We start from the raw sequence: 24,590 nt of genomic DNA on the forward strand, positions 1-24,590 counted from the left end.
GTTGATCGTCGGAGAGCCGGCCTCACAGGGGCGAGCAGCTGCCAAAAGACCCCGTTCTCCTGGTTATCCAGGGGAACGGGGTCTTTGCTCATCGAGCCACCTGCCGGAATCGAACCGGCGACCTATTCTTTACGAGGGAATTGCTCTACCGACTGAGCTAAGGTGGCGCAGCAGAACCGAGCATGGTTCAGATGCACCCAAGACAGTAGCAGACAACGCCGCTCGGGCCCCAATCAGCGGGGTTTTTGCTACCTCAGGCGTTGGTATAGCGGTTCTTCGCCCGTGGCAGCCCCAGGCGCTCGCGCAGGGTGGAACCTTCCGTGGGTGCAGGGTCAGTGCCGACCAGCTCCGGGATCACCCCGGCGGCCGCCCGGATCGCCAGTTCCACGTCGTAGGGCCCCGTTTCCAGGACGACGCCGCTCACACCGACCTGAACCCAGCTCGCCACCAGTTCCGGATCGAGAGCAGCCGAGTCTGCGTCGATCACGACGAACACGCGGGCGGACGGGTTCCACTCGAGAACCGTGAGGGTCTCGGGGCCCACGGACTCCACCGGGAGCAGAACGGCGTCGGCGTGTTCCACCGCGGCGCGCAGATCTTCGAGGGAAACATCCGCGGTACGTTCTACGAAAACCGGAAGGTGCCCCTGCGTGGGGCGAGGGACGATCGAGGGCCCCTTCACGGTGAACTCCTCACCCGCGGAATCGGTTCCGCTGAAGTCCACGTAGTGCAGCTTGGAACGATCCACGAACCGGCCGGTGGTTTGATCGCGGATCTCCGCGTCCGCCTCCCACGAATCCCACAACCTGCGGACCACGTCGATGACGTCCGCGGTTTCCGCCCAGGCGGCCTCCGGGGAAGGTGCGGCGCGTCGACCGACGTTGGCGGCGGCGTCGGCCCCCAAAGAAGGCGCGAAGACAACACCGGCGCGGCCGTGCGTGGCCCAATCCAGGGACGCGCTCTCGGTGCCCATCAGGAACGGCTCGGTGTGGGTCGTGCGCAGGGTGGGGACCAGGCCCACGGAGCTGGTCCGGGGGCCCAACCACGCGGCCGTCTGCAGCGCGGACAACCGGCCCGCCGCGGGCCCGGAGGCGGGTGCGGTGTCCAGCTCGTCATCAAGTAGCACGAACGCGGCACCGGCGGTCTCCGCGTCGACGGCGGCCTGACGAAGGGCGGCACCGGAGAAATATTCTGCGGGAGCCACGCGATCGATTCCCGGCCGGGGTGTGATGCGCGCGGCGATCACGAACGTAGGGGTGCTCATATCAGGCCTCCTGACCATTGGTAGCTGCGGCGCGGGCGGTAGAGCGTGCCCGCGACCATTCGGTGGCGGGACGGTAGCCGCCCAGCTCCATGGTGGTGCGCAGCGTGGGGTCCTCCTCCGCATAGGAATCGGGGTACACACCCATTTCCTGCAACCGGGGGACCACGGAGTCCACGAATTCGTCGAGGCCACCCGGCACCACGGTGGGAATCAGGATGAAACCGTCCGCGGCCCGCTCCTGGATGTACTGGTTCATCTGCCGGGCCACGGTGTCCGCGGAGCCGACAAAGGCGACACCGGGAGCCTCACGCACCACCAGGTCGTGGATGGACAGGTTCTCGGCCTGGGCGATCTCGCGCCAGCGCTGTGCCGTGGCCACCGGGTCCTTGACGTGCTTGACGCGGCCCTGGGAGACCTCGGGGCCGTCCAGCACGGGGTCGAAGTCGGGGAGCGGGCCGTCCGGATCGAACGAGGAGAGGTCCGTGTTCCACACGCGTTCCAGTGTGGCGATCGCGGTGGCACCGGAGTGCTGGGCGTAGGCCTGCTCCCGGGCGCGTTCGGCGGCGTCGGCGTCCGTGTCACCCAGGACATAGGAGACGCCCGGGTAGATGCGCAGGTCGTCCTCGGCGCGGCCGTACTTGGCGAGGCGGCCCTTGGTGTCCTTGTAAAAGGCCTTGCCGTCCTCCAGCTCGGAGTGGCGCGTGAAGATCACGTCGGCGGAGCCCGCGGCGAACTCACGGCCGGAATCCGAATCCCCGGCCTGGAAGATCACCGGGTGAACCTGGGGGCTGCGGGGCACGTCGAAACGACCGGAGATGTCGAAGAATTCGCTGTGATGTTCGTAGGCACCCGCGGTTTCGTCCGCGTCCTGCGCGGAGGCGGGCCAGGATTCCCACAACTGCCGGGCGGCGTCAATGAAGTCCTCGGCGCGCTGGTACCGCCGGGGGTAGGGGAGGTAGCCGCCGCGGCGGAAGTTCTCACCCGTAAACGCATCGGGGCTGGTCACCACGTTCCACGCGGCACGGCCACCGGAGAGGTGATCCAGGGTCGCGAATTGCCGCGCCAGCTCGTACGGCTCATGGAAGGTGGCGGTCAGTGTTCCGGCCAGGCCAATGCGCTCGGTGGCTGCGGCCACGGCCGACAGCACCGTGAGGGTGTCCGGGCGGCCCATGACATCGAGGTCACAGATCTTGCCGTTCATCTCGCGCAGCCGCAGCCCTTCGGCCAGGAACAGGAAATCCATGAGGCCTCGCTCGGCGGTCTGCGCCATGTGAATGAACGAATCCACCGCAATGTGGCTTTCACTGCGCGGATCGGACCAAATCGTGGTGTTGTTGACGCCCGGAAAATGCGCCGCCAGGTGAACTCTGCGCGGTGAGCTGCTCATGACCTACCCTCTGTCGACAACGGTCCCGGACATGGTTGAGCGACCGGGCACTCCCATCCATGGTGCCGCCGCCACCGCGGTTGATTCCAGCCGGCTGACTTGATTCTTCACACGCTGTCACAGAGCGTCACACCGACCTGCGCCCTCACTGCCCGCGGCGATAGCGTGGCGGATACTGTCCGCAGTGCCCGTCCGTCAGGGGGGAGCACGCAACGTTCTGGAGGTCACCGGTGGACTCAAGCAGCGTCACATTCGTGGGTGGGGGTCCGCGTGCGGCCATGGTCTTGGAGCGCATCACCGCCAATTACCCGCACGACGCGGCGCCATTCACCGTCCACGTGGTGGAACCCTTTGAACCGGGAGCGGGTCGGATCTGGCGTTACGACCAGTCACCCCTGTTGAAACTCAATTCGATGGCGCAGGACATCACCATGTTCACGGACCGCTCCGTGCAGTGCGCGGGGCCCGCGCGTGAGGGGCCCACGCTGCTGGAGTGGTGCGGAGCCGTGCTCTCGGGAGAAATCACCGACCACCGGATCACCGACCCCGAGATCATGGCCCAGGTGCGTGAGCTGGGTCCGGAAAGCTTTCCCACCAGGCAACTGCAATCGTTTTATCTGGGCTGGTTCTACCGCCTGACCGTTGAGCACGCGGCCTCCAACGTGCGCGTGGAAACTCACCGTGCCACGGTCACTGCCGTGACGGACACCGAGCTCGGGCACACGGTGAACCTGGATTCGGGCGAGACCATCGCCTCGGATGCGGTGGTCTACACCGTGGGCCACACGGACAGCATGGGCTCCAACACCCAGCTGACCCGCGAACGCACGGCCGGTGCCCGCGGGGGTTTCTACGCTCCGCCCGCCTACACCAACGACGTCGATTACTCGCCCGTGCGCGCGGGGGACCGCGTGATCGTGACCGGCATGGGGTTGGCTTTCATCGACCTCATGGTGCTGCTGTACGAGGGCCGCGGGGGACGCTTCCAGATCTCCGGGCAGCGGGTGGACGGTCAACCCCGCGAAGGGATTCGCGACGGCGGTCCCCTCACCTACGTTGCGTGCGGCCGGGAGCCCCAGCTCTTTGTGGGATCCCGCCGCGGGGTCCCGTACCACAGCAAGATCACCTCGGTGCTCTCCGCCGATCCTGAGCCCTTGCGCTTCATCACCGCGGACACCGTGAACCGGTTGTTGGAGCAGCACAACACCCTCAACTTCCACGAGCACTTGTGGCCGCTCATTAATCAGGAGCTCGGTTACCACGTGTACCGGGAGCTGATCGTGGGGCACCCGGAACGCGCCCGGATGAGCTGGGAGGAGTTCGCACCCGCATACCGCGCGGCCTCCTGGGGGAGTAACGAGCTGCAGCGGCTCGTGCGCACGGCCATCCCCGATTCCCGCTATCGCGTGGATCTGGCGTCGATCGATCGACCCTTCGAGGACATGTTCTTCGAGGACCCCCAGCAGGTCCAGGACGCCCTGGTGCGCTACATCGAGCGCGACCTGACCCTGCGGACCCATCCGGATCATTCCGAGACCCAGGCGCTCTTCCTGGCACTACTTCGCACCTACATGGAAGTGGGCCGGTTGGTTCCTTTGGAGCACCTGGACGATGAATCCCAGCGACTCGTCCCGGGGTGGTGGCACGGCTTCTTCAGCTTTGTGGACTCGGGCCCGCCCGCTCATCGCCTCCAAGAGTTGCTGGCCCTGCACCGAGCCGGCTTCATCACGTTCCTGGGCCCCGATCTGGAGGTCACCACGGCACACCAGGACGCGCCCGAGGGAACTGCGGCGTTCCGGGCGCGCTCGCGGGCCGGCGGTGCGGATGTCTCCGCGAACAGCTGGATCGAAGCGCGATTGCCCGCGCCCACGGTGGTCTCGTCCGCTGATCCGGCGCTGCACCACGTGCATTCGAGCGGAGCAGGAGTCGAGCAGAACTTCGAAACCGAGGACGGCGCCACGGTCAGTACCGGCAAGCTCGTGGTCGAATCCACTGCTCAGGTGGTGGACCGCGCCGGAGCCGTGCAGCCCACGGTGTTCGCGGCGGGAAACTTCACGTCCGCCTGGAATGTCGGAGCGTTCGCACGCCCGCACGCCAACTCCGCACCCTTCAGGCAATGCGATGAACTGGCCCGCACCGTGTTGAGCGCCCTGGGGCTACCGGTGGTCCCGGCGAGCTAACCACACGTGGCGCCCTGTTTCGGTACGGTGCCGGAGACCAGGTAATTGTCCACGGAGTCCTTGATGCACGAGTCGCCGGACACGTACGCGGTGTGACCCCAGCCGTCATGGGTCAGGAGTCGTGCGTTGCCAAGCTCCGCCACGAGCGCTTCCGACCATGCGTAGGGGGTGGCGGGATCGTGGGTCGTGCCCACCACGAGCAGTGTTTCATCGGTGTCCGCTGCGTAGGAATCGAGGGGTGTGACGGGTTCGTCCGGCCAGCCCTGGCATGCGGCGTCACCGTAGCTGAGGTACGGCCCGAACGTGGGAGCCTCCTCGGCCATGGTCTCTGCGGCTTGCGCCATGTCCTGATCGGAGATCCCACGCGAGACGGTGTCCAGACAATTGACGGCCGTGAAGGCCTCGGACACGTTCGAGGTGTACTCGCCGGAGGAGTTCCGGCCGTGGTTGGAGTCCGAGTACCCCATGAGCTCGTCGAAGTTCCCGTCAAAGGCCTTCTCGAGTGCGGAGTTCAACTGCGCATAGGACGCCGTGGAGTACAGGGGGACCAGAATGCCCTCCACAGCGTTCACGGCCGTGATCCGGCGCCCGTCGGACACGGTGATGTCCTCGTCAGACACCTTGGCCAGTAGACCCTGGATCTGCTCCATGCCGGCAGCCACGCCGTCAGTTCCCACGGCACAGCGGTTATTCGAATCCTGGCAGTCCTGGACCCAGTGCCGGAGGTTGTCCTCGAAGCCCTTGGCCTGGTCCAGCGTCACAGCCCGTTCGTCCATGGTGGGATCCACGCCGCCGTCCAGCACGAAGCGTCCGGTGCGCTGCGGGAACAGGTGTGCGTAGGTGGCGCCGATCTCGGTGCCGTAGGAGAAGCCCAGGTAGTGGGTGGCCGGCTGGTCGAAGACCGCGCGCAGCACGTCCAGGTCCTTGGCCACGGACTGGGTATCCATGTGGGCCACCACGGGGGATGACTTCTCGTGGCACTTGGCCCCGATCTGCGCGTACGTGGCACGCATGTCATCCACCGTTTCGGTGCCTGGTTCGAACGCGGGCTCGGCTCGCCACTCGTCCATTTCTTGATCGGTGAGGCAGTCAATGCCGTCCGAGCGTTCCACGCCGCGGGGGTCGAAACCCACGATGTCGTAGTTGTCCCGTACCGAGGCCGAGGCGAAGAAGCCCGCGGACAGCATCATGTCCACCCCGGACCCGCCGGGACCTCCGGGGTTCAAGAACAGGGTGCCCTGGGGATCGTCCTCGGAGGCGGACAACCGGGAGACCTCCACGAATGTGTCTCCGGCGCCGGGGTTCGCGTAATCCACGGGAACGCTCACGCGGGCGCACTCGAGGTTCTTGGCGGCGTCCTGATCCTCCTGGGAGTAGTCGCACTCACCCCATGAGAGGTCCTGGGTGTAGTACGTGGCCAACGCGGAATCGGTGCCCGCGGTGACGTCAGGATCGGCCTGGGACGCTGCCCCCGAGCCAGAGTCCTGCTGAGACTGCGGAGCGCAGCCGGTCAGCGCCAGAGCTGCTACGGCAACGGCGGCGGCCACCCAACGGGCCGGGGGAGTACGAGTCACGGATTTCCCTTCGGTGCCGCTCAGACGAGCGAGACCATCATGGCTTCGAAGGCCAGTTGTGCGTTGACGTTGGTGCGGATCCGGTCCCTGGTCTCACTGATCACATCAATTCGTTCCAGGGTCTGTTCCGCGCTGCTGTTGACGGCGTAGTCCTGGATGTCACGCGTGAGGTGCTGGTTGATCAGTTCGGTTCCGGTGTGCAGCTGCACGCTGAGCACGTCACGGTAGAACGTGGTCAGATCGATCAGGAAACGGTCCAGGGTGTCCGTCTGAATCCGGCGGGAGCGCCGTTTTTGATCCGCTTCTAAACGGTTGAGCGCACCGCGGATCGCGGGCGGCATCCGACCGGATTCGGGTGCACCGAGGGCCACGAGCAACTGCGCGCGTTCCTCGTCATTACGGGCTTCCGCGTTGGCGGCGGACTCGTCCACCGCGAGCCGGTGCAACCGGTCGGCCGCGCGGACGGCCTGGGTCACACCGCGCATGTTCAGCGGCAGGGACACCACTTCTTGGCGGCGCGTGCGGGCGTCGTCGTAGAGGGCCAGACGGGTGGCGATTCCCACGTGGCACTGGGCCAGCCGCGCACATTCAACGGCGCGTTCCTGACTCACGCTGTGCCGACTGACGAGCAGCTGGGCCACGTCCTGGGCGGAAGGAACTTTCAGGGTGACGGGACGGCAACGCGAGCGGATGGTCACCAGCACATCCATGGGGGAGGGCGCGCACAGCAACCAAATGGTGTGCGGCGGGGGTTCTTCGATGGCCTTGAGCATCACGTTGGAGGTGCGCTCGGTCATCCGGTCCGCGTCCTCCACGATCATCACGCGCCACTGACCCACCGACGGGCGGTCCTGCGCCTTGACCACGAGCTCGCGGGCTTCCTCGATGCTGATCTGGGGGTTTTCCGTGACGAAGTGCATGACATCCGCGTGCGACCCCGCAAAGGCCGTGCGGCACGCGTGACACTCACCGCAGCCGGTGCCGTGTTCGCACAACAGCGCCGCAGCCAATGCTCGCGCGGCGGTGGAACGACCGGAACCCGGTGGGCCGGTGAACAGCCACGCATGAGTGGGGTTGTTGTCCCGGGCGGCGCGTTCGAGCTGTTCCACCACGTGATGCTGGCCCACGAGCTGATCCCACACGGTCATGGCAGCACCTCCGCAAGACGCCTGAGAATCTGATCGGTGATGACCTGGGCGGGTTGATCCGCGCTCAACACCAGGTACCGCTCCGGAGCGGCGGCGGCGAGTTCACGGAAGGCCTGATTGACCACCGTGTGGAAGTCACGGTCCTCACCCTCCATGCGGTCGGCCGCGCGGCCTCGGTCGGTGCGGCGACTCTCGGCCACGGAGGTCTCCACATCCAGCAACACGGTGAGGTCGGGCGTCAAACCGCGTAGCGCCCACTCGTTGAGTTCCTGGACGTTCCCCAGCCCCAGGCCGCGGGCGGCGCCCTGATACGCCACGGAGGAATCCACGAACCGGTCGGAGATCACCACGTCACCGCGCTCGATGGCGGGGCGGATGAACCGGTTCACGTGATCCGCACGGGCGGAGGCGAACAACAGGGCCTCCGTGTGGGGATCCACCGGCGCGTGGGTGGGATCGAGCACGAGCCCGCGCACGGATTCGGCCAGGGGAGTGCCCCCGGGCTCGCGCGTGCGGGCCACGGTGCGCCCCTGGGATTCAAGGGCGCGCGCCACCGCCCGGACCTGGGTGGATTTCCCGGCCCCGTCCCCGCCTTCGAAGACGAGCAGTGCACCGCGCGCAGTCTCATTCACGCGCTCAACTGTACCGAGTGTGACCGACAGGCTGTACGCCGAACTGCCCGGGTGCAGTGCGAGCGCCGTGGCGCTCGCGCATTACCCTGGAACCATGCGTAAAGACACAGTGGTCGTCTCCGGCGGCCGACCCGCCCACGAGCACGACGCTCCCGTGAACCCGCCCGTGGTCCTCACCTCCACCTATCGAGGTGCCGGTGATCTCAACGACCGGGACCGCACGTATGCGCGGTTCACCAACCCCACGTGGGAGGCGTTCGAGGACGTTCTCGCCGACCTCGAGGACGCTCCGATTCCCGCGCTCAGCTACGCCTCCGGTATGGCCGCCGTTGCGTCCGTGCTGACGCTGGTTCCCGTGGGCGGCACCCTGGTCATGCCTCAGCACTGCTACCAGGGGACCCTCCAGCTGGCTCACCGGCTCGAGGAACGTGGGATTTTCGCCGTACGCACCGTGGACGTCGCTGATACCGACGCCACGATCGCGGCCCTCCGTGGCGCGGACGTCCTGTGGCTGGAAAGCCCCACCAACCCCATGCTCGAGGTTGCCGATCTGCCCGCCGTGCTTGCCGCGGCCCGCGAGGCCGGTGTGCTGTCCTGCGTGGACAACACGTTCGCGACTCCTCTGCTGCAGCGGCCGCTCACCCTCGGCGCGGATCTCGTGGTGCACTCGGTCACCAAGTACCTGGCCGGCCATTCCGACGTCGTTCTGGGCGCCGTGGTCTGCTCCACACCCGAGCTGCGGGCCAACCTCAAGAAACAGCGCTCGCTCGAGGGCGCCATCCCCGGTCCCTTCGAGGCGTGGCTCGCGCTGCGTGGCGTGCGCACGTTGTCCGTGCGACTCGAACGCTCCATGGCCAGCGCCGCCGAGCTGGCTCGTCGGCTCAGTGCGCACCCCGGGGTGTCCGAGGTTCGGTACCCGGGACTACCGAGCGACCCGGGTCACGAACGCGCTGCGGCCCAGATGGACGGCGGATTCGGTTCGATCATCTCCCTCGTCCCGCTCGCCGAAGTCGCCGCGACCCAAACGCTCGTGGAGGGCCTGAGTGTGTGGACCCCGGCCACGTCCCTGGGTGGCGTGGAGTCCTTGGTGGAGCGGCGGCGTCGGCACCACGACGAACCGGACACCGTACCGGACACCCTGTTGCGGCTGTCCGTGGGAATTGAGAACGTGGATGACTTGTGGGAGGACCTGAAAGCGGGTCTGGACGAACTGGTAGATCGGTAGACTGAACAACGTGACCTCAATCCCCTGGGCCATTGCACTGGCCAGTTACCTGGACTACGCCATCACGCTGGTGGTGGCCGCGCTGAGCCTCATGGCCGCCCTGGACTGCGTGCGCCGTTCCGCGCCGCAGTTCGAGCGCGCCTGGAAACGGACCAAGACCTTTTGGCTGGCGTTGACCGCCGGCGCCGCCGTGGTGAGCGTCCTGAGCGCGGTGTTCTCCACCATGTCGCTGATCAGCAGCGGCTATCCGGGTCAAGGGTCATTGATTCTCATGCTGATTGCCGCGACCATTGCCGGCGTCTATCTGGCCGACGTGAAGCCAGCGGTGTCCAGCGAGTCCGGCAATCCCGGTTACTGGTAAGCCGTCCTCACCGGTGTGCCGGCACCGCCCGCTCAGTGGGTTTTCACCGCGTCCCACGCGACCGTGAGCTCCCCCAGGCGCCAACGGGATTCACGGTGCAGCACGGGCCAACCCTCGGCGCGCAACCGTGCGCACATCGCCAACCAACGTTGCCGGGATCCGAAGGATGCCAGGGGAGCGAGGGCCAGCCACGCGGCGTCGGCGGCGGCGAGGAAGTGCTGGATGCGCTCGCCGGGCACGTTGTGATGAATCAAAGCCTTGGGCAGGCGCTCGGCCACGTCCGACGGGCGCTCGAAGCTCCCGAGCTGCATGCTGATCGTCAGGGTCAACGGGCCGGTGGCATCGCAGCAGATCCAGGTGGCCCTGCGGCCGATCTCGTCGCACGTGCCGTCCATGAACACTCCGCCCGGTGCCAACCGTGAACACGCGAGTTCCCACGCGGCCGGAACATCGCGCTCGTCGTACTGGCGCAACACGTTGAAGGCGCGGATGAACGCGGGGGAGCGGCCGGGAATCGGAATCTCGAAGCCGCCGCGCCGAAAGCTCAACCCGGGACGGGAAAACGCTTGCGCCGCGGCCACGCGATCCGGATCGATCTCCACACCCACCACCTCGATATCGGGGCGCACGCACAAGAACCGGTCGCTCATCTCGACCGTGGTGGTGGCGGCCGCTCCGAAGCCCAGATCGACCACGAAAGGATCCGTCGCGCGGCGGAGCACGGAGGCCAGCGGGCCGAGGGCATAGCGGTCCGCGCGGCGCAATCGATTGGGGTTGGTGGTACCCCGGGTGACGGTTCCTACGGGGCGGGAGCGGGCTGGCACATCGTCACTGTAACGGCGCTGGGTGACACACGCGAATAACACGTGCCAACGGCTCACGCGGGTGGAAGAATGAGGCCATGGCTAATGATTCAGCAACACACAAGCTCATCCTCCTGCGCCACGGGCAATCGGAGTGGAACGAGAAGAACCTGTTCACCGGCTGGGTGGATGTGCCGCTGACCGAGAAGGGCAGGGCTGAGGCCAAGCGCGGTGGTGAGTTGATCAAGGACAACGACCTCGCACCGGACGTTCTCCACACGTCACTGCTGCGCCGGGCCATCAACACGGCCAATATCGCCCTGGACGCCGCGGACCGGCACTGGATTCCCGTCAAGCGTTCGTGGCGCCTGAATGAGCGCCACTACGGCGACCTGCAGGGCAAGGACAAGACGCAGGTGCGCGACCAGTACGGTGAGGACCAATTCATGGTGTGGCGCCGTTCCTACGACACCCCGCCTCCCGCACTGGATGACTCCTCCGAGTTCTCGCAGGCCGGTGACCCCCGCTACGCGGACGTGGCGGACCTGCCCCGTACCGAGTGCCTCAAGGACGTACTCGAGCGCTTCCTGCCGTACTGGCAGGAGCAGATCGTCCCGGACCTGAAGGCCGGTAAGACCGTGCTCGTGGCCGCGCACGGTAACTCGTTGCGGGCGCTCGTGAAGCACCTGGACGATATTTCCGACGAGGACATCGCCGGGTTGAACATCCCCACCGGTATCCCGCTGTACTTCGAGCTGGACCACAACCTCAAGCCGGTCACGATCGGCGGTGCCTACCTGGATCCCGAGGCAGCTGCCGAATCGATCAAGGCCGTAGCCAACCAGGGCAAGAAGTAACTCTCGGTTCCACCACACGAAGAACGCCCCCACCGCGTGGTGGGGGCGTTCTTCATAGGTTTGCGATGGGATCGGCAACGTGCTGCGCGTCGATACCGGGCGAGCGCGGCCGGGTTCTTTCGAAACTCGTGATTATTCGCCGGTGTCGCTGCCGATGTGGCCGTGGCCGGTGGGGTGTGCGTCGGAGACGGGAGCCCAGTCACCGGTGACCAAGTAGGAGACCTTGCGAGCCACGGACACGCAGTGATCGCCGATGCGCTCGAGGTAGCGAGACGCCAGAGTGACGTCCACCGCGGTGGGCACCGAGGAATCCCAGTTGGGATCGGCCAGCATGTCGAAGACCCTCTGGTGCTTTTGATTGAGCTCGGACTTCAGTGAGTAGATCTCGTCCGCAACCGTCATGTCGCGGTCCTCGAGAACCAAGATCACCCGTTCGATCAACTGGAGATCAAGGTCGAACATTGCCGCGAAGTGATCACTCAGCGACTCCGGGAGCACGGGCTCCGGGAAGCGCATGCGTGCCAATTGGGACAGGTGGCGAGCCAAGTCACCCATGCGTTCGAGCGAGGCGCTCATTCGCAGGGCGCCCACGATCATGCGGAGGTCGGAGGCAACGGGGGACTGCAGCGCCAGGATGTCGATGGAGCGCTCGTCCAAGTCGTTCTGGAGGAAGTCGATACGGGCGTCGTTGGAGATGACCTCTTCGGCCACCTGCACGTCCGCTTCGAGGAAAGCGACCTTGGAGCTCTTCAGTGCCTGCTGCACAAGAGTGGCGATCTGAATCAGCTCTTCACCTACCTGGTGAAGTTCAGCCTGGAAAACCTTGCGCACAGAGAGCGTCCTTTCGTTCAGAGCATTCGTTGGTCACGTAGTTTACGCGATACTGCTGTCCAGCCGGCAGCTCGAACCCGGAGGGGCACGATGCATACGCACGAGCGCTCTCACACTCGCAGGGGCGAATGAACTGTGACTCACCCCGAGGTGAACGTTGGTTGAACCCGGTGTGCAACGCCCGGAATGCGCGCCGAGCGCTCGATCCCTCCGTCTAAGCTGGGCAGGGTGAGCATGACCTCCGTTGCCCTTCTCGCGGGCTTTGTCGGTTTCCTGCTCGGCATCAGTGGATTGGTCGCCGTGCGGGTCAGCCAGCGTCGCCGCCGTTCCGCGGTGACCGTGGAAGAACCCACCCTGCCCGAGGGGACCGCCGAGATCCTGGCCGCCCTCGGTCTGGCCTACGTGGTGGTCGACGGGGTGGACGGCGTGATCAGGGCGTCCCCGGCCGCCTACGCGTACGGGATCGTCCGGGGCCACACCGTGGTTCACCCGGAGTTGCTGCAGATGATCAGACGCACCAGGCGCAACGGCGCGGTCGAGGAAAGGCGCTTGGAAATCACTCGCGGCACGTTGGAGAAGAGCGCTCTCGTGCTGGACATTCGCGTGGTCACCATTGCGGAGGAATACATTCTTCTCCTCGCCGACGACGAAACCGACATCGTTCGCGCACAGTCCATCCGTAACGACTTCGTAGCGAATGTGTCTCACGAGCTCAAGACGCCCGTGGGTGCGATCAGTTTGCTTTCCGAGGCTCTCGCGGACGCCGCCGAGGACCAGGAGGCCGTGCGGCACTTCGCGAACAGCCTGCACAAGGAGGCGGTACGGTTGACCGCACTGGTCCAGGACATCATCGAACTGTCCCGGTTGCAGGGCGCCGACGTGGTGTCGAAGGGGACCGTGGTGGACTTGAACAAAGTGGTGAGTGAGGCGGTGGATCGCACCCGCCTGACCGCCGAGGCCAAGGGCATTTGCATCAAGGTGGGGGGCACCCTCAAGACCCCGGTCTACGGGGATCCGGACCTCCTGGTGACAGCCACACGCAATCTTATAGACAACGCAGTGCGGTATTCGCCGGAGAACACTCGCGTGGGTGTTGGGCTGCGGGAACGGGACGGCACGGCCCAACTCATGGTCACTGACCAGGGGCCGGGGATACCCGACGCGGAGCAGGACCGAATTTTTGAGCGCTTCTACCGTGTGGACAGCGCGCGCTCACGCCAGACCGGAGGCACAGGACTGGGGTTGAGCATCGTCAAGCACGTGATGGCCCAGCACGGCGGAGAGGTGTCCGTGTGGTCGCAGTCCGGGCGAGGATCCACCTTCACGCTGGTGATTCCCCAAGCGGAGGACCTGGACGCACACAACGGCCCGGTGGCCGTCTCCACCAACGAACGCATGCACCTAGAGGAGGAGCGTAAGTGACCCGTATTCTGATGGTCGAGGACGAAGAGTCTCTCAGCGATCCCCTGGCGTATTTGCTGGGTAAAGAGGGCTTTGACGTGACCGTGGTGGCTGATGGCCTCTCCGCGGTCAGCGAGTTCGATCGGTCCGGAGCGGATCTTGTCCTCCTGGATCTGATGCTGCCCGGTCAATCGGGCACGGAGGTCTGCAAGCAGATCCGTCAACAGTCGACCGTTCCCATCATCATGCTCACCGCCAAGGACGCCGAGATCGACAAAGTCCTGGGACTCGAACTGGGCGCGGACGACTACGTGACCAAACCGTATTCCGCCCGTGAACTCGTGGCTCGGATCCGAGCCGTGCTGCGGCGTCGGGCGGAACCCGACGAGCTGATCACCGCGACCGTCGCTGCGGGCCCGGTCCGCATGGACGTGGAACGCCACGTGGTCAATGTTGCCGGCGAGGCCGTGACCATGCCGCTCAAAGAGTTCGAGCTCCTGGAGATGTTGCTCCGCAACGCGGGCCGGGTGTTGACCCGCGGGCAGCTCATCGACAGGGTGTGGGGATCCGATTACGTGGGTGACACCAAAACCCTGGACGTGCACATCAAGCGTTTGCGTTCCAAGGTCGAACCGGACCCTTCGCAACCCCGTCACATCGTGACGGTGCGCGGTCTGGGATACAAGTTCGAGGCCTGAAAAGGGTCTGACACGGTGAGAGGGCCTCATCCCGGTGGGATGAGGCCCTCTCACGTCAAGGCTGGCTGTTCGGTCAGTGACCGCCCTCTTCGGACTCCGCCTTGGGAGTGTTGGAAGGGTTGGCCGGAGTGGACGGTGCACCGCCGGGCATCAACGATGCGTAGCGCGGGTAGGTGTGGTCCAGCACGGGCACCGACTGAGTGGAGGACTGGCCGTCCGCCTCGAGCTCGGTTTCGACCATGAGGCCCGGCCCGGCACCGGCCCGGTCAACCATCACGGGTTCCGACGTCTCCAGCATCACCGTGTCGTTGGCGGGAACCTCGACCTCTGCCGTGGCGCCGTCCGCGTCAATCGACAAGGTGGCCGGCTCGGAGCCCTCGTTGACCACGGAGCCGATCACGCGGCCCTCGGAGTCCGCATCCGCGGCAAGGATCATGAGGTTGCGTACCTTCACGTCACCCAGGTCGGCCTGAATGCCGTCCGAGGGCGCGTACTCGTCCGCGGTGGCCTGAGGGCTCACGTACCCGCAACCGGTTGCGGTCAACAATGCGGCGGCCGCAGCAGCACCCAAACCAAAGTGCTGCAGCTTCTTGCGGGCGGCGTTCTTCACGGCACGAACTCCTCGGGCTCTAAGACGATGTGTCGAATATCTGCGGCAAGTCTAGCGTTTTGGCGACGCAACGTCTGCATCCGCGTACGGGGACACGCTCGCGGCGTCGTCCGTGACGAGCACGGCACAATGCTGCCGCATCCGCCATTTCGCGCGGGATTCCGGGGGAGCTGGGCCGAGCGCGGCAAATAATACACCGTGGTAGAATCGAAAGGCTGAAAGGGGTTTGTGTACATGGTTTTTGAGGTTGGCGAGACGGTTGTCTACCCCCACCACGGTGCCGCAACGATCGAAGAGATCAAGACGCGCACCATCAAGGGCGAAGAGAAAATGTATCTGCGTCTAAAGGTCACGCAGGGCGATCTGATGATCGAGGTGCCCGCTGACAACGTGGACCTCGTGGGAGTGCGGGACGTCGTGGACGAGGAGGGACTCAAAGAGGTCATCTCCGTTCTGCAGGCCAAGGATGCCGAAGAGGCGTCCAACTGGTCCCGCCGCTACAAGGCGAACCTGGAGAAGCTCGCTTCCGGCGATGTCCTCAAGGTGGCCGAGGTCGTTCGTGACCTGTGGCGCCGCGATCAGGGTCGTGGTTTGTCGGCCGGTGAGAAGCGCATGCTGGCCAAGGCCCGTCAGATCCTCACGTCGGAGCTCGCTCTGGCCAAGGAGATCGACGAGGAAGAAGCCGAGAAGCGTCTCGACGACATCCTGGCCGATTGATTCAGGGTCACTTCGACTCGTATGGCATTGACTGACCTTTCTGCGAGCCCGTCCGTGAAGGACGGGCTCGCTATCATTGTGGTGGCCGCCGGTTCCGGCACCCGCCTGGGCTACGGCATGCCCAAGGCGTTGGTTCCCCTTGCCGGGCGCCCCATTCTCGGCATCGCCCTCGAATCCGTGGCTCGTGCCCTGCCGTCCGCCCGGATCATCGTCACCGTGCCCGCCGGGGACACCGAACTGAGCGCCATTGCCGTGGCTCACGGTGCGCACGCGGTGACCGGCGGAGCGACCCGCGCGCAGTCCGTTGCCTGCGCACTCGCGGCCGTGGATTGCGCGGCGACTTACGTTCTGGTCCACGACGCCGCTCGCTGCCTGGTCCCCGCGCGGGTCATCACCGCCGTGGTGGCCGCATTGGCGGCCGGCGAGCGTGCCGTGGTGCCCGTCCTTCCCGTCAATGACACGGTTCGTGGAGTGGATGCGCAGGGCCACAGCGCCGGAACGGTGGACCGTTCCGGGTTGCGCGCGGTGCAGACCCCGCAGGGCTTCGATGCCGACCTCCTGGTGGATGTGAATCGCCAGGCCGGTCTGCTCGAACTCGATGACCAGGGGGCATTGACACCGGTGAACCGCGTGGCCGATCCCGAGGGCATCACCGACGACGCGTCCTTGATTGAACGCTTTGCTCGCCACGTCCCCGTGACGCTCGTGGCCGGCCACGACGAATCATTCAAGATCACCCGTCCCTTCGACCTGGTCACTGCGCGTGCCGTTCTGGAAGAACGCGCCCACCGGGCCGTCGCTGACCACGTGGCTGATTGACGGACACGGGCCGGCCGAACCCATCGGAGATGATGAACCCATGACCGAACAGCCAGAAATACCTTTGCCGCACTCGGCCCAGCTACCGCTCACCGGAATCGGGGTGGACGTCCACGCCTTCGGACCGGAGGGAACCCCGTTGTGGGTGGCCGGTCTGCACTGGCCGGGGGAGCGGGGACTCACGGGTCACTCGGACGGTGACGTGGTGGCCCACGCCGCCGCGGACGCACTGTTCTCCGCCGCGGGCCTCGGCGACCTGGGAGTTCACTTCGGTACGGATCGGCCGGACATGGCCGGGGCGTCCGGGCAACGGATCCTGGGCGAGGCCGCAGCCATCGTGCGGGAGGCGGGCTACGACGTCGGCAACATCTCGGTGCAGCTGATCGGTAACCGGCCCAAGTTCTCGCCCAGGCGAGAAGAAGCCGCCGCGGTGCTCAGCAAAGCGGCCGGGGCGCGGGTGCATTTGAGCGCAACCACCACGGACGCCCTCGGACTGACCGGCCGCGGCGAGGGGCTGGCGGCCATCGCGACCGCGCTCGTGATCCCGCGCCGTTAGACTGGGCGGGTGACTTTGCGCTTTTACGACACCGCCTCCGCAACCGTTAAAGACTTCGAACCCGTGTACCCGGGTGAGGCCCGGTTGTATTACTGCGGTGCCACGGTGCAGGGCGCGCCGCACATCGGGCACGTGCGATCGGCGCTCGTGTTCGACCAGCTCTCGCGCTGGCTCGATTTCCGCGGCTACACGGTGACCACGGTCCGCAACGTCACGGACATCGATGACAAGATCCTGGTGAATTCGGCGGCCTCCTTCGCCCCCGACTACGCGGGCGGGCACCCGCGTGAGCCATGGTGGGCCCTGGCCTACCGCTTCGAACGCGTTTTCTCCGACGCCTACGCCGCTCTGGGCATTGCCGCCCCCACCTACGAACCGCGCGCCACCGGACACATCCCCGAGATGCACGCACTCATCCAGACGTTGATCGATGAGGGTCATGCCTATCCCGCCCCGGACGATTCCGGTGACGTCTACTTCGACGTTCGCTCCTGGCCCCGGTACGGCGAATTGACGCGCCAGCGCGTGGACGACATGCAGGACGCCCCGGACGCAGATCCCCGCGGCAAGCGCGATCCCCGTGACTTCGCACTGTGGAAGGGTCACAAGGCGGACGAGCCGGAGACCGCCGCGTGGGATTCGCCGTGGGGTAAGGGGCGGCCCGGCTGGCACCTCGAGTGCTCGGCCATGGCCGCCAAGTACGTGGGCACCCATTTCGACATCCACGGCGGTGGCCTGGACCTTCGCTTTCCGCACCACGAGAACGAAGTGGCGCAGTCCACGGCGGCCGGCCAGGAGTTCGCGAACTTCTGGCTCCACAACGGCCTGGTCACGTACCAGGGCGAAAAGATGTCCAAATCCATTGGCAACACGGTCTCTCCCGAGCACATGCTCGCGGAGGCCCGCCCGTTGGCCGTGCGCTACTACCTGGGACAGGCCCATTACCGCTCGGTCCTGGACTACCGTCCCTCATCACTGCGGGAAGCGACGTCGGCGGTCGAGCGCGTGGAGGCCGTCCTGGTCGCCGCGAGAGGTGCGGGGCTGAGCTTGGCTTGGCAACCGCAGGACGTGCCCGCGAACTTCACGCGCGTCATGGACGACGACCTCAACGTGCCGCAGGGCCTTGCCGTACTGCACGAGACGGTTCGCGCCGTGAACGGCGCCCTGGCCACCGGTGACATCGACGACGCCGCCGCAGCGGTCCGCGCGGTGGCCGCCATGTCCGAGGTGCTCGGCCTGCTGCAGCTGATGAACCTTGACGGTGCCGGCGGAGGTGGCGAACACCAGGCGTTGGACTCCCTGGTCCGTCAACTGCTGGACCAGCGCGCTCAAGCTCGTGCGGACAAGAACTGGGCCCTGGCGGACAAGATTCGCGATCAACTGGCGGATGCCGGAGTGGTCGTGAAGGACGGGGCCCAGGGCTCCGTGTGGTCCGTGTGATTCGGCCGCTGCCCTAAACTGAACCATAGATCGCTGATTACTCCGGGGCGGCCAATGCGCCGTGAACCCGTGAGAGACACGGAGTAGACAACCATGGCCCAAGCCAATCGACCAGGAGCCGTTCGCAAGAACAAGAAGGGCCCCGTCGTGGGGAGTGGCGGGCAACGCCGCAAGGCCCTGAAAGGCCGCGGGCCCACGCCCAAGGCTGAGGACCGCGTGTACCACAAGGCCTACAAGGCCAAGCAGGCGGCCACCCGCAAGCCGCAGACCTCGCACAACCGGCCGACGCGCGCCGGTAAGGGTCCGATCAAGGAGGATCTGGTCACCGGTCGCAACTCGGTGCTTGAAGCGTTGCGTGCCAACGTGCCGGCCAAGACGCTCTTCGTGGCCACCAAAATTGAGGTGGACGACCGCGTCAAGGACATCCTCCAGATGTGCGCCGAACGCAATGTGCCCACGTTGGAGGCTTCTCGCTCGGAGCTGGACCGTCTCACGTCCGACGCCGTTCATCAGGGTGTCGCGTTGCAGGTCCCGCCCTACGACTACCGCGACGCGGACGAGCACGCCGCAGCGGTGATTCGTCGTTACGATCCTCAGGAACCCGGCTCCAGGGCCCCATTGTTCGTCGCTCTCGACGGCATTACCGACCCGCGGAACCTGGGCGCCGTCATCCGCAGCGTTTCCGCGTTCTCCGGAAACGGCGTGATCCTGCCGGAGCGCCGCTCTGCCGCGGTGACCGCCACGGCGTGGAAGACCAGCGCCGGGGCCGCCGCACGCGTGCCCGTGAGTAAGGCCACCAACCTGACCCGCACCCTTGAGAACTGTAAGAAGGCCGGTTATTTCGTGGTCGGTCTCGACGGCGGTGGAGACGTTCAGCTACCCGAGTTGAACCTGGCCACCGAACCGTTGATCGTGGTGGTGGGCTCGGAAGGTAAGGGCTTGTCCCGCCTGGTCACGGAGCACTGCGACGCGATCGTCTCGATCCCGATCGATTCCACGATGGAATCACTCAACGCGTCGATGGCGGTGGGCATCACGCTCTACGAAGTGTCCCGCCGCCGTGCAAGCGCGTAGCTACCCGCTGGGGGTTCATCCCTCACGATCCGGGGACGGCAGCGCCAATGTGGCCGTCTACGCGCCGGGTGTGGCCGAACTCGAGCTGGTGTACCAGCGTCCCGGTGGGTCGTGGCGCAGGCACCGGCTCAGGGGCCACAATCACGGGATCCATTACGACACGGTTCCGCCGCCGCTGCGCTCCTCGCCGGGCACCGGCTCGGGTTCTCAGCCAGCGGAACACGATGTGTGCGCGGCCATGCCGGAAGGCACGAGGTACGGCTTCGAGCAGTCTTCGCCCGGTGCCAAGCGCACCCCCAACCCCGAACGTCAGCAAATCATGCTCGATCCCTACGGCCGCGGTCTCACCCGACTGAGCCCTCCGGCGGGGGTGGGGAACCCGGGCCCGGACGCCTATGGCGGCACGTACGTTTCCGAGATCGTGGCCCAGGACCACGAATGGCAGGATCACGACCGCCCCAGCATTGCCTGGCGTGACACCATCATTTACGAGGCCCACGTCAAGGGCCTCACCATGCTGCACCCGGACCTCCCCGAAGAGCTGCGGGGAACTTACGCGGGACTGGCTCACCCGGTGATCCTCGGCTACCTGCAGGAGCTGGGGATCACGGCCATTGAACTGCTCCCCATCCACGCACACCTCGACGAACCACACCTCACCAGGAACGGTCTGAGCAACTACTGGGGGTACAACACCCTCAGCTTCTTCGCCCCTCACCACGGGTACGCCACACGGGCCGCGCAGGAGTCGGGGCCCACCGCCGTACTCAACGAATTCAAACGAGCGGTGGAAGCCCTGCACGGAGCGGGAATCCAAGTCTTCCTGGACGTCGTGTACAACCACACCGCGGAGGGTGGGAGCGAGGAACCCGCCTATTGCTGGCGAGGGCTGGGAGACCGGCACTACTACCGACACGACACCCACGGAAACTACGTGGACGTGACCGGCTGCGGGAACTCGATGAACTTCGCGGACGCCCAAGTGGTGCGCATGGCCTTGGACTCACTGCGGTACTGGGTCACGGAATGCCACATTGACGGTTTCCGCTTTGACCTCGCACCAGAACTCGGGCGGGACGAGAACCACCACTTCACCCGCAACCATCCGTTCTTCGTGGCCGTGGCCACGGATCCCGTGTTGCAGGGCGTTCGCATGATCTCCGAGCCATGGGACGTGGGAGCCGGTGGTTGGCAGACCGGCCGTTTCCCCACCGGATGGGCGGACTGGAACGACACCTACCGGGATACCGTTCGCGATTTCTGGCTGTCGGGCCAGCGGACCATGGCCCGCGGTGGCGGCGGTGGGAACGCCGGGAGGCTGGCCGGTGTCATTTCGGGTTCGGCGGACATGTTCGCCCCCGAGGGTCGCACCACGCTCGCGTCGGTCAATTTCGTGACCGCTCACGACGGCTTCACCATGTACGACCTCACGGCTTACGACGGTAAGCACAACCAGGCGAACCTCGAGAACAACGCGGACGGCACCAACGACAACCACTCGTGGAACCACGGTGAAGAAGGCGTCTCGGACACGGTTGGCCGGAGGTCAGCTCGTGCCAAGACGGTGCGGAACATGATGGCCACACTGCTGTTGTCGCAGGGGATTCCCATGCTGACCGCCGGGGACGAGCTGCTTCGCACGCAGGGTGGGAACAACAACGCCTACTGCCAGGACAACCGGATCTCCTGGGTTGATTGGCAGCTCACCCCGTGGCGCAGGTCCATGCTCAAGACCACCAAGCGATTGATCGCCGTTCGCAAAGCCTTCCTCGCGGGGCAGCCCAGTCATTTCCCTGCCCGGCCCGAGGACGTCCTGCTGCACTGGTACGGTCCCGCCGGTCTCCCCATGACCCCGCAATTATGGCAGACGGACGGCTCCCGCGTGGTCCAGGTGTTGCTGGGTTCATGCGGCGGTGAACTGGTGGGGACCTTTGTCATCAACGGCTCCAACGAACCGGTGACCGTTACCCTGCCCGGGCTGGAGGAACTGCACACCCAGGCCAAGTGCGCCACCGGCTACCCCGTGACGCGGGGTGTGTATCAGTTGGTACTCGCCACCGACTCGGAGCTCAACGAGAAAGTCGACGTCGAGTTCACCAGCGGGGACGCTTGTCGAATTCCGGCGCAGAGCATCGCCATGTTCTCACTCGCCTGACGACCGATACGCAAGACCGCGGGCGCGGCACCCCTGAAGGGTGCCGCGCCCGCGGTCTCCTCAACGGCTCGGCCACGACGCTCGCATTAAGCGGCGTTGCGCACCAAGCCCAGCTCGGCCGGACCGGCCAGTTCCTCATGAGAGGGCAGCACCCGAACCGTGTAGCCGAACGGCCCCGAACGGTCGATCGTCAGCGCCCCACTGAACAGAAAACGTCCGCTACCCAGCTCGGTGACCCGATCCAGGTACGCGTAATTGCGTTCGTGAATGTGATCCGATTCCGAGACGTGACCGAAGCCCACCTGGACCTTGACGTCCCGAGGAGCCAAGGACCCCAGATTGATGTAGGCGTTGATGGTCAGCTCGTCACCGATTTGTGGTTCCTGCAGCACACCCTCGGCGTCCACGTGTTCGACATGCACCTGCGGCCACCCCTGACGCACACGTTCGATCCACCGCGAGGTGGAGCGCGCCACCGTGCCGTTGTCGGCAAGTGCGCGGCGCCCGGACACACAGGCCGGCACGTACAATTTCTGCACGTAGTCTGTCAGCATGCGGCGGGCCGACACGTTGGGGCCCAGCGTGGCCAGCGTGTGCTTGACCATTGCGAGCCACTGGTGCGGGATCTCTTCGGAGGTGATTTCAGGGTCGTCCGCGGACTCACCGTAGAAGCGCGGCGCCACGTGATTCTCAATCAGCTCGTAAAGAGCAGCGGCCTCGATGTCGTCACGTTCGTCCGCGCTGGCCTTGTTGTCCGCGGTGGGGATGGCCCAGCCGTTCTGGCCGTCGTACATCTCATCCCACCAGCCATCCAGCACCGACAGGTTCAACCCACCGTTCATGGCGGCCTTCATGCCCGAGGTGCCGCATGCTTCCAGCGGACGAAGGGGGTTGTTCAACCACACGTCGCAGCCCGGGAACAGCACGCGGGCCATGGCGATGTCGTAGTTGGGGAGGAACACAATGCGATGGCGCACCTCGGGGTCGTCCGTGAAGCGCACCAGATCCTGAATCATTCGTTTGCCCATCTCATCGGCCGGGTGGGACTTACCCGCTACGATCAGCTGAATGGGGTTCTCCGGATCCAGCAGCAGCCGCTTGAGCCGCTCGGGATCGCGCAACATGAGTGTCAGGCGTTTGTAGGTGGGCACTCGACGGGCGAAGCCAATGGTCAGAACGTCCGGGTCAAGTACGGAGTCCGTCCATGCCAGCTCGGCATCGGCGGCGCCGCGTTTCTTCCACGAGGAGCGCAAGCGACGTCGGACGTCATGCACCAGGCGTTCGCGCAGATCGCGCCGAACGCGCCACAGGTCCTGGTCGCTGGCCTGGTAGATCTTGCGCCAGCGCGAAGCCGGGTCCTGGTCGTTCTCCTGCGGGTCGACCGCGATCTCTCGCATGGCAGGGTCGATCCACGACGGCGTGTGGACACCGTTGGTGACGGAGGTGATCGGAACCTCCTCGGTATCGAAACCGGACCACAGCCCCTGGAACATTCCGCGCGAGACCACACCGTGCAACTTGGCCACTCCGTTGGCGCGTTGTGCCAGACGCAGACCCATGACGGCCATGTTGAACTTGCTCGGGTCCCCACCCTCGTAGTTCTCCGCGCCCAGTTCGAGGACGTGCGCCGTGGGAACGGCGGGGGTGAGGCCCGCATTGACGAAGTATTCGACCTGCGCCCGGTCGAAGCGGTCGATACCGGCGGGTACCGGGGTGTGTGTCGTGAACACCGTGGCGGAACGAACGGCGGTCAGTGCCTCGTTCCACGTCATGGGTTCGGAACCGTCAAGGGGGTTCATCAGTTCCTGGATGCGCTCGATACCCAGGAAGCCCGCGTGACCCTCGTTGCAGTGGAACACCTCGGGCGCGGGTGCGTCGGTGATGCGGGCGAACGCGCGCAGCGCACGGATGCCGCCCATGCCCAGGAGCAGTTCCTGTTGCAAACGATGATCACTGCCGCCGCCGTAGAGGCGGTCGGTCACGTTGCGGGCGTGCTCGTCGTTCTCGGGAATGTTGGAGTCCAGCAGCAACAGCGGGACCCGGCCGACATCGGCGCGCCAGATCTGAGCGGACAGCGAACGTGAGTTGGGCAGCGGCAGCGAAATGCGCGCGGGGGCGCCGTCCTGCTCGCGCAGCAGAGTCAACGGCATTTCGTCTGGGTCGAGGACGGGATACGTTTCCTGTTGCCAACCGTCTTGGGACAGCGACTGCTTGAAGTAACCGGCCTGGTACAGCAGGCCCACACCCACCACGGGGATTCCCATGTCGGATGCGGTCTTGAGATGATCACCGGCGAGAATGCCCAGACCACCGGAGTACTGGGGCAGTACGGAGGTGATGCCGTACTCGGCGGAGAAGTACGCGATGGCCGCCGGAGCGTCGTCGGTCTGGGTGCGCTGGTACCACTGGGGCTGGGTCAAGTACCTGGTCAGATCTGCGTCGAGTGCCGTGATCTGTTCGACGGTCTGTGGATCCTCAGCAATTTGCTGAATCTCCTCACGAGTGAGGGATCCCAGAAGTTTCACGGGGTCACCGTGAACGTTCTCCCAGGCACGCGGGTTGAGCTGCGCGAACAGATCCTCGGTGGGCTTGTGCCATGACCACCGCAAATTCTTGGCCAGCCGGCTCAAGGGCGCAATGGATTCGGGCAGGACGGTGCGGACGGTGAATCTACGTATGGCCTTCACAAGTGCGAGCCTACCGGCACGCGGGCCGCCCCCCACGTCATGGTCCGATTGGGACACTCCCATGACCCCAGATGAGTGGTCGGCCTTAAGATTCGGGCGGATTGTCGCTAACGTTAGGTCCGTGTCGCAGCAGAATCCTCAGCCCACTGGCCATCACGCACGCACCAACGA

At 65.6% G+C, this 24,590-nt stretch carries 21 protein-coding genes and 1 tRNA gene; 12 read left to right on the top strand and 10 right to left on the bottom strand.

Annotation, left to right across the window (positions count from 1 at the left end; translation table 11 throughout):
- Positions 1-94: 94 nt before the first annotated feature.
- From ABEA06_RS05685 to ABEA06_RS05695, 3 genes are all read right to left on the bottom strand, one after another.
- Positions 95-167: transfer RNA gene (locus ABEA06_RS05685), tRNA-Thr, on the bottom strand.
- 86 nt (positions 168-253) lie between these two features.
- Positions 254-1,264: an LLM class flavin-dependent oxidoreductase gene (locus tag ABEA06_RS05690; protein ID WP_345310868.1), complete on the bottom strand. Its 1,011-nt coding sequence runs from the start codon at positions 1,262-1,264 to the stop codon at positions 254-256.
- Position 1,265: 1 nt separating this feature from the next.
- Complete coding sequence (locus tag ABEA06_RS05695) at positions 1,266-2,651, bottom strand: NtaA/DmoA family FMN-dependent monooxygenase (protein ID WP_345310869.1); 1,386 nt, start codon at positions 2,649-2,651, stop codon at positions 1,266-1,268.
- A gap of 230 nt (positions 2,652-2,881) precedes the next feature.
- Here ABEA06_RS05695 and ABEA06_RS05700 point away from each other — a divergent pair, with 230 nt between their 5' ends.
- Positions 2,882-4,831, top strand: a complete 1,950-nt coding sequence (locus ABEA06_RS05700) for an FAD/NAD(P)-binding protein (protein WP_345310870.1) — start codon at positions 2,882-2,884, stop codon at positions 4,829-4,831.
- Here the strand turns inward: ABEA06_RS05700 and ABEA06_RS05705 are convergent.
- From ABEA06_RS05705 to tmk, 3 genes are read right to left on the bottom strand one after another with little or no spacing between them, the layout of a single operon-like run.
- Entirely contained in the window at positions 4,828-6,405 is a 1,578-nt protein-coding gene (locus ABEA06_RS05705; protein WP_345310871.1) for an alpha/beta hydrolase, read from the bottom strand. The genes ABEA06_RS05700 and ABEA06_RS05705 overlap by 4 nt on opposite strands.
- 20 nt (positions 6,406-6,425) lie before the next feature.
- The gene (locus ABEA06_RS05710) at positions 6,426-7,553 is read right to left on the bottom strand and encodes a DNA polymerase III subunit delta' (protein WP_312395134.1); all 1,128 of its coding nucleotides are present in this window, start codon (positions 7,551-7,553) and stop codon (positions 6,426-6,428) included.
- A complete protein-coding gene (gene tmk, locus ABEA06_RS05715) occupies positions 7,550-8,185 on the bottom strand; it encodes a dTMP kinase (RefSeq protein WP_345310872.1) in 636 nt (211 codons plus the stop codon). Before tmk ends, ABEA06_RS05710 begins: the two co-directional genes overlap by 4 nt.
- A 94-nt stretch (positions 8,186-8,279) precedes the next feature.
- On the opposite strand from tmk, the gene ABEA06_RS05720 reads away from it, so the two are divergent.
- Both ABEA06_RS05720 and ABEA06_RS05725 read left to right on the top strand, forming a co-directional pair.
- A complete protein-coding gene (locus ABEA06_RS05720; RefSeq protein ID WP_345310873.1) occupies positions 8,280-9,410 on the top strand; it encodes a trans-sulfuration enzyme family protein in 1,131 nt (376 codons plus the stop codon).
- A 10-nt stretch (positions 9,411-9,420) separates the two neighbouring features.
- Positions 9,421-9,771, top strand: coding sequence for a DUF2516 family protein (locus tag ABEA06_RS05725; RefSeq protein ID WP_303381826.1), 351 nt, complete (start codon positions 9,421-9,423; stop codon positions 9,769-9,771).
- Between the two features lie 32 nt (positions 9,772-9,803).
- On the opposite strand, the gene ABEA06_RS05730 is transcribed toward ABEA06_RS05725, so the two are convergent.
- Positions 9,804-10,595: a class I SAM-dependent methyltransferase gene (locus ABEA06_RS05730; RefSeq protein ID WP_345310874.1), complete on the bottom strand. Its 792-nt coding sequence runs from the start codon at positions 10,593-10,595 to the stop codon at positions 9,804-9,806.
- 77 nt (positions 10,596-10,672) lie between these two features.
- On the opposite strand from ABEA06_RS05730, the gene ABEA06_RS05735 reads away from it, so the two are divergent.
- The gene (locus tag ABEA06_RS05735) at positions 10,673-11,431 is read left to right on the top strand and encodes a phosphoglyceromutase (protein ID WP_303381828.1); all 759 of its coding nucleotides are present in this window, start codon (positions 10,673-10,675) and stop codon (positions 11,429-11,431) included.
- A 132-nt stretch (positions 11,432-11,563) separates the two neighbouring features.
- Here the strand turns inward: ABEA06_RS05735 and phoU are convergent, their stop codons facing one another.
- Complete coding sequence (gene phoU, locus ABEA06_RS05740; protein ID WP_345310875.1) at positions 11,564-12,262, bottom strand: phosphate signaling complex protein PhoU; 699 nt, start codon at positions 12,260-12,262, stop codon at positions 11,564-11,566.
- Positions 12,263-12,490: 228 nt separating this feature from the next.
- On the opposite strand from phoU, the gene ABEA06_RS05745 reads away from it, so the two are divergent.
- Together ABEA06_RS05745 and ABEA06_RS05750 are read left to right on the top strand one after the other, a co-directional pair.
- Positions 12,491-13,684 carry a sensor histidine kinase gene (locus ABEA06_RS05745; protein ID WP_345310876.1) on the top strand — a complete coding sequence of 398 codons (1,194 nt, stop codon included), beginning with the start codon at positions 12,491-12,493 and terminating at the stop codon, positions 13,682-13,684.
- On the top strand, positions 13,681-14,361 hold the full coding sequence (locus ABEA06_RS05750) for a response regulator transcription factor (protein ID WP_345310877.1): 681 nt from the start codon (positions 13,681-13,683) through the stop codon (positions 14,359-14,361). Before ABEA06_RS05745 ends, ABEA06_RS05750 begins: the two co-directional genes overlap by 4 nt.
- A 73-nt stretch (positions 14,362-14,434) precedes the next feature.
- Here ABEA06_RS05750 and ABEA06_RS05755 read toward each other — a convergent pair whose 3' ends face one another.
- Positions 14,435-14,971, bottom strand: coding sequence for a hypothetical protein (locus tag ABEA06_RS05755; RefSeq protein ID WP_345310878.1), 537 nt, complete (start codon positions 14,969-14,971; stop codon positions 14,435-14,437).
- Between the two features lie 234 nt (positions 14,972-15,205).
- Between ABEA06_RS05755 and ABEA06_RS05760 the strand changes: the two genes are divergently transcribed.
- From ABEA06_RS05760 to glgX, 6 genes are all read left to right on the top strand, one after another.
- Positions 15,206-15,688, top strand: coding sequence for a CarD family transcriptional regulator (locus ABEA06_RS05760; protein WP_190782494.1), 483 nt, complete (start codon positions 15,206-15,208; stop codon positions 15,686-15,688).
- A gap of 21 nt (positions 15,689-15,709) precedes the next feature.
- Positions 15,710-16,507, top strand: coding sequence for an IspD/TarI family cytidylyltransferase (locus tag ABEA06_RS05765; protein ID WP_345310879.1), 798 nt, complete (start codon positions 15,710-15,712; stop codon positions 16,505-16,507).
- 40 nt (positions 16,508-16,547) lie between these two features.
- Complete coding sequence (gene ispF, locus ABEA06_RS05770; protein ID WP_303381834.1) at positions 16,548-17,063, top strand: 2-C-methyl-D-erythritol 2,4-cyclodiphosphate synthase; 516 nt, start codon at positions 16,548-16,550, stop codon at positions 17,061-17,063.
- Between the two features lie 9 nt (positions 17,064-17,072).
- Positions 17,073-18,503, top strand: coding sequence for a cysteine--tRNA ligase (gene cysS / locus ABEA06_RS05775; RefSeq protein ID WP_345310880.1), 1,431 nt, complete (start codon positions 17,073-17,075; stop codon positions 18,501-18,503).
- Between the two features lie 93 nt (positions 18,504-18,596).
- Positions 18,597-19,577, top strand: coding sequence for a 23S rRNA (guanosine(2251)-2'-O)-methyltransferase RlmB (gene rlmB, locus ABEA06_RS05780; protein WP_303381836.1), 981 nt, complete (start codon positions 18,597-18,599; stop codon positions 19,575-19,577).
- Positions 19,564-21,732 carry a glycogen debranching protein GlgX gene (glgX, locus tag ABEA06_RS05785; RefSeq protein WP_345310881.1) on the top strand — a complete coding sequence of 723 codons (2,169 nt, stop codon included), beginning with the start codon at positions 19,564-19,566 and terminating at the stop codon, positions 21,730-21,732. The genes rlmB and glgX overlap by 14 nt, the downstream gene beginning before the upstream one ends.
- A gap of 86 nt (positions 21,733-21,818) precedes the next feature.
- Here glgX and glgP read toward each other — a convergent pair whose 3' ends face one another.
- Positions 21,819-24,419 carry an alpha-glucan family phosphorylase gene (gene glgP / locus ABEA06_RS05790; RefSeq protein WP_345310882.1) on the bottom strand — a complete coding sequence of 867 codons (2,601 nt, stop codon included), beginning with the start codon at positions 24,417-24,419 and terminating at the stop codon, positions 21,819-21,821.
- Positions 24,420-24,590: the final 171 nt, after the last annotated feature.

This window comes from Kocuria gwangalliensis (assembly GCF_039544365.1).
Lineage (GTDB): Bacteria > Actinomycetota > Actinomycetes > Actinomycetales > Micrococcaceae > Kocuria > Kocuria gwangalliensis.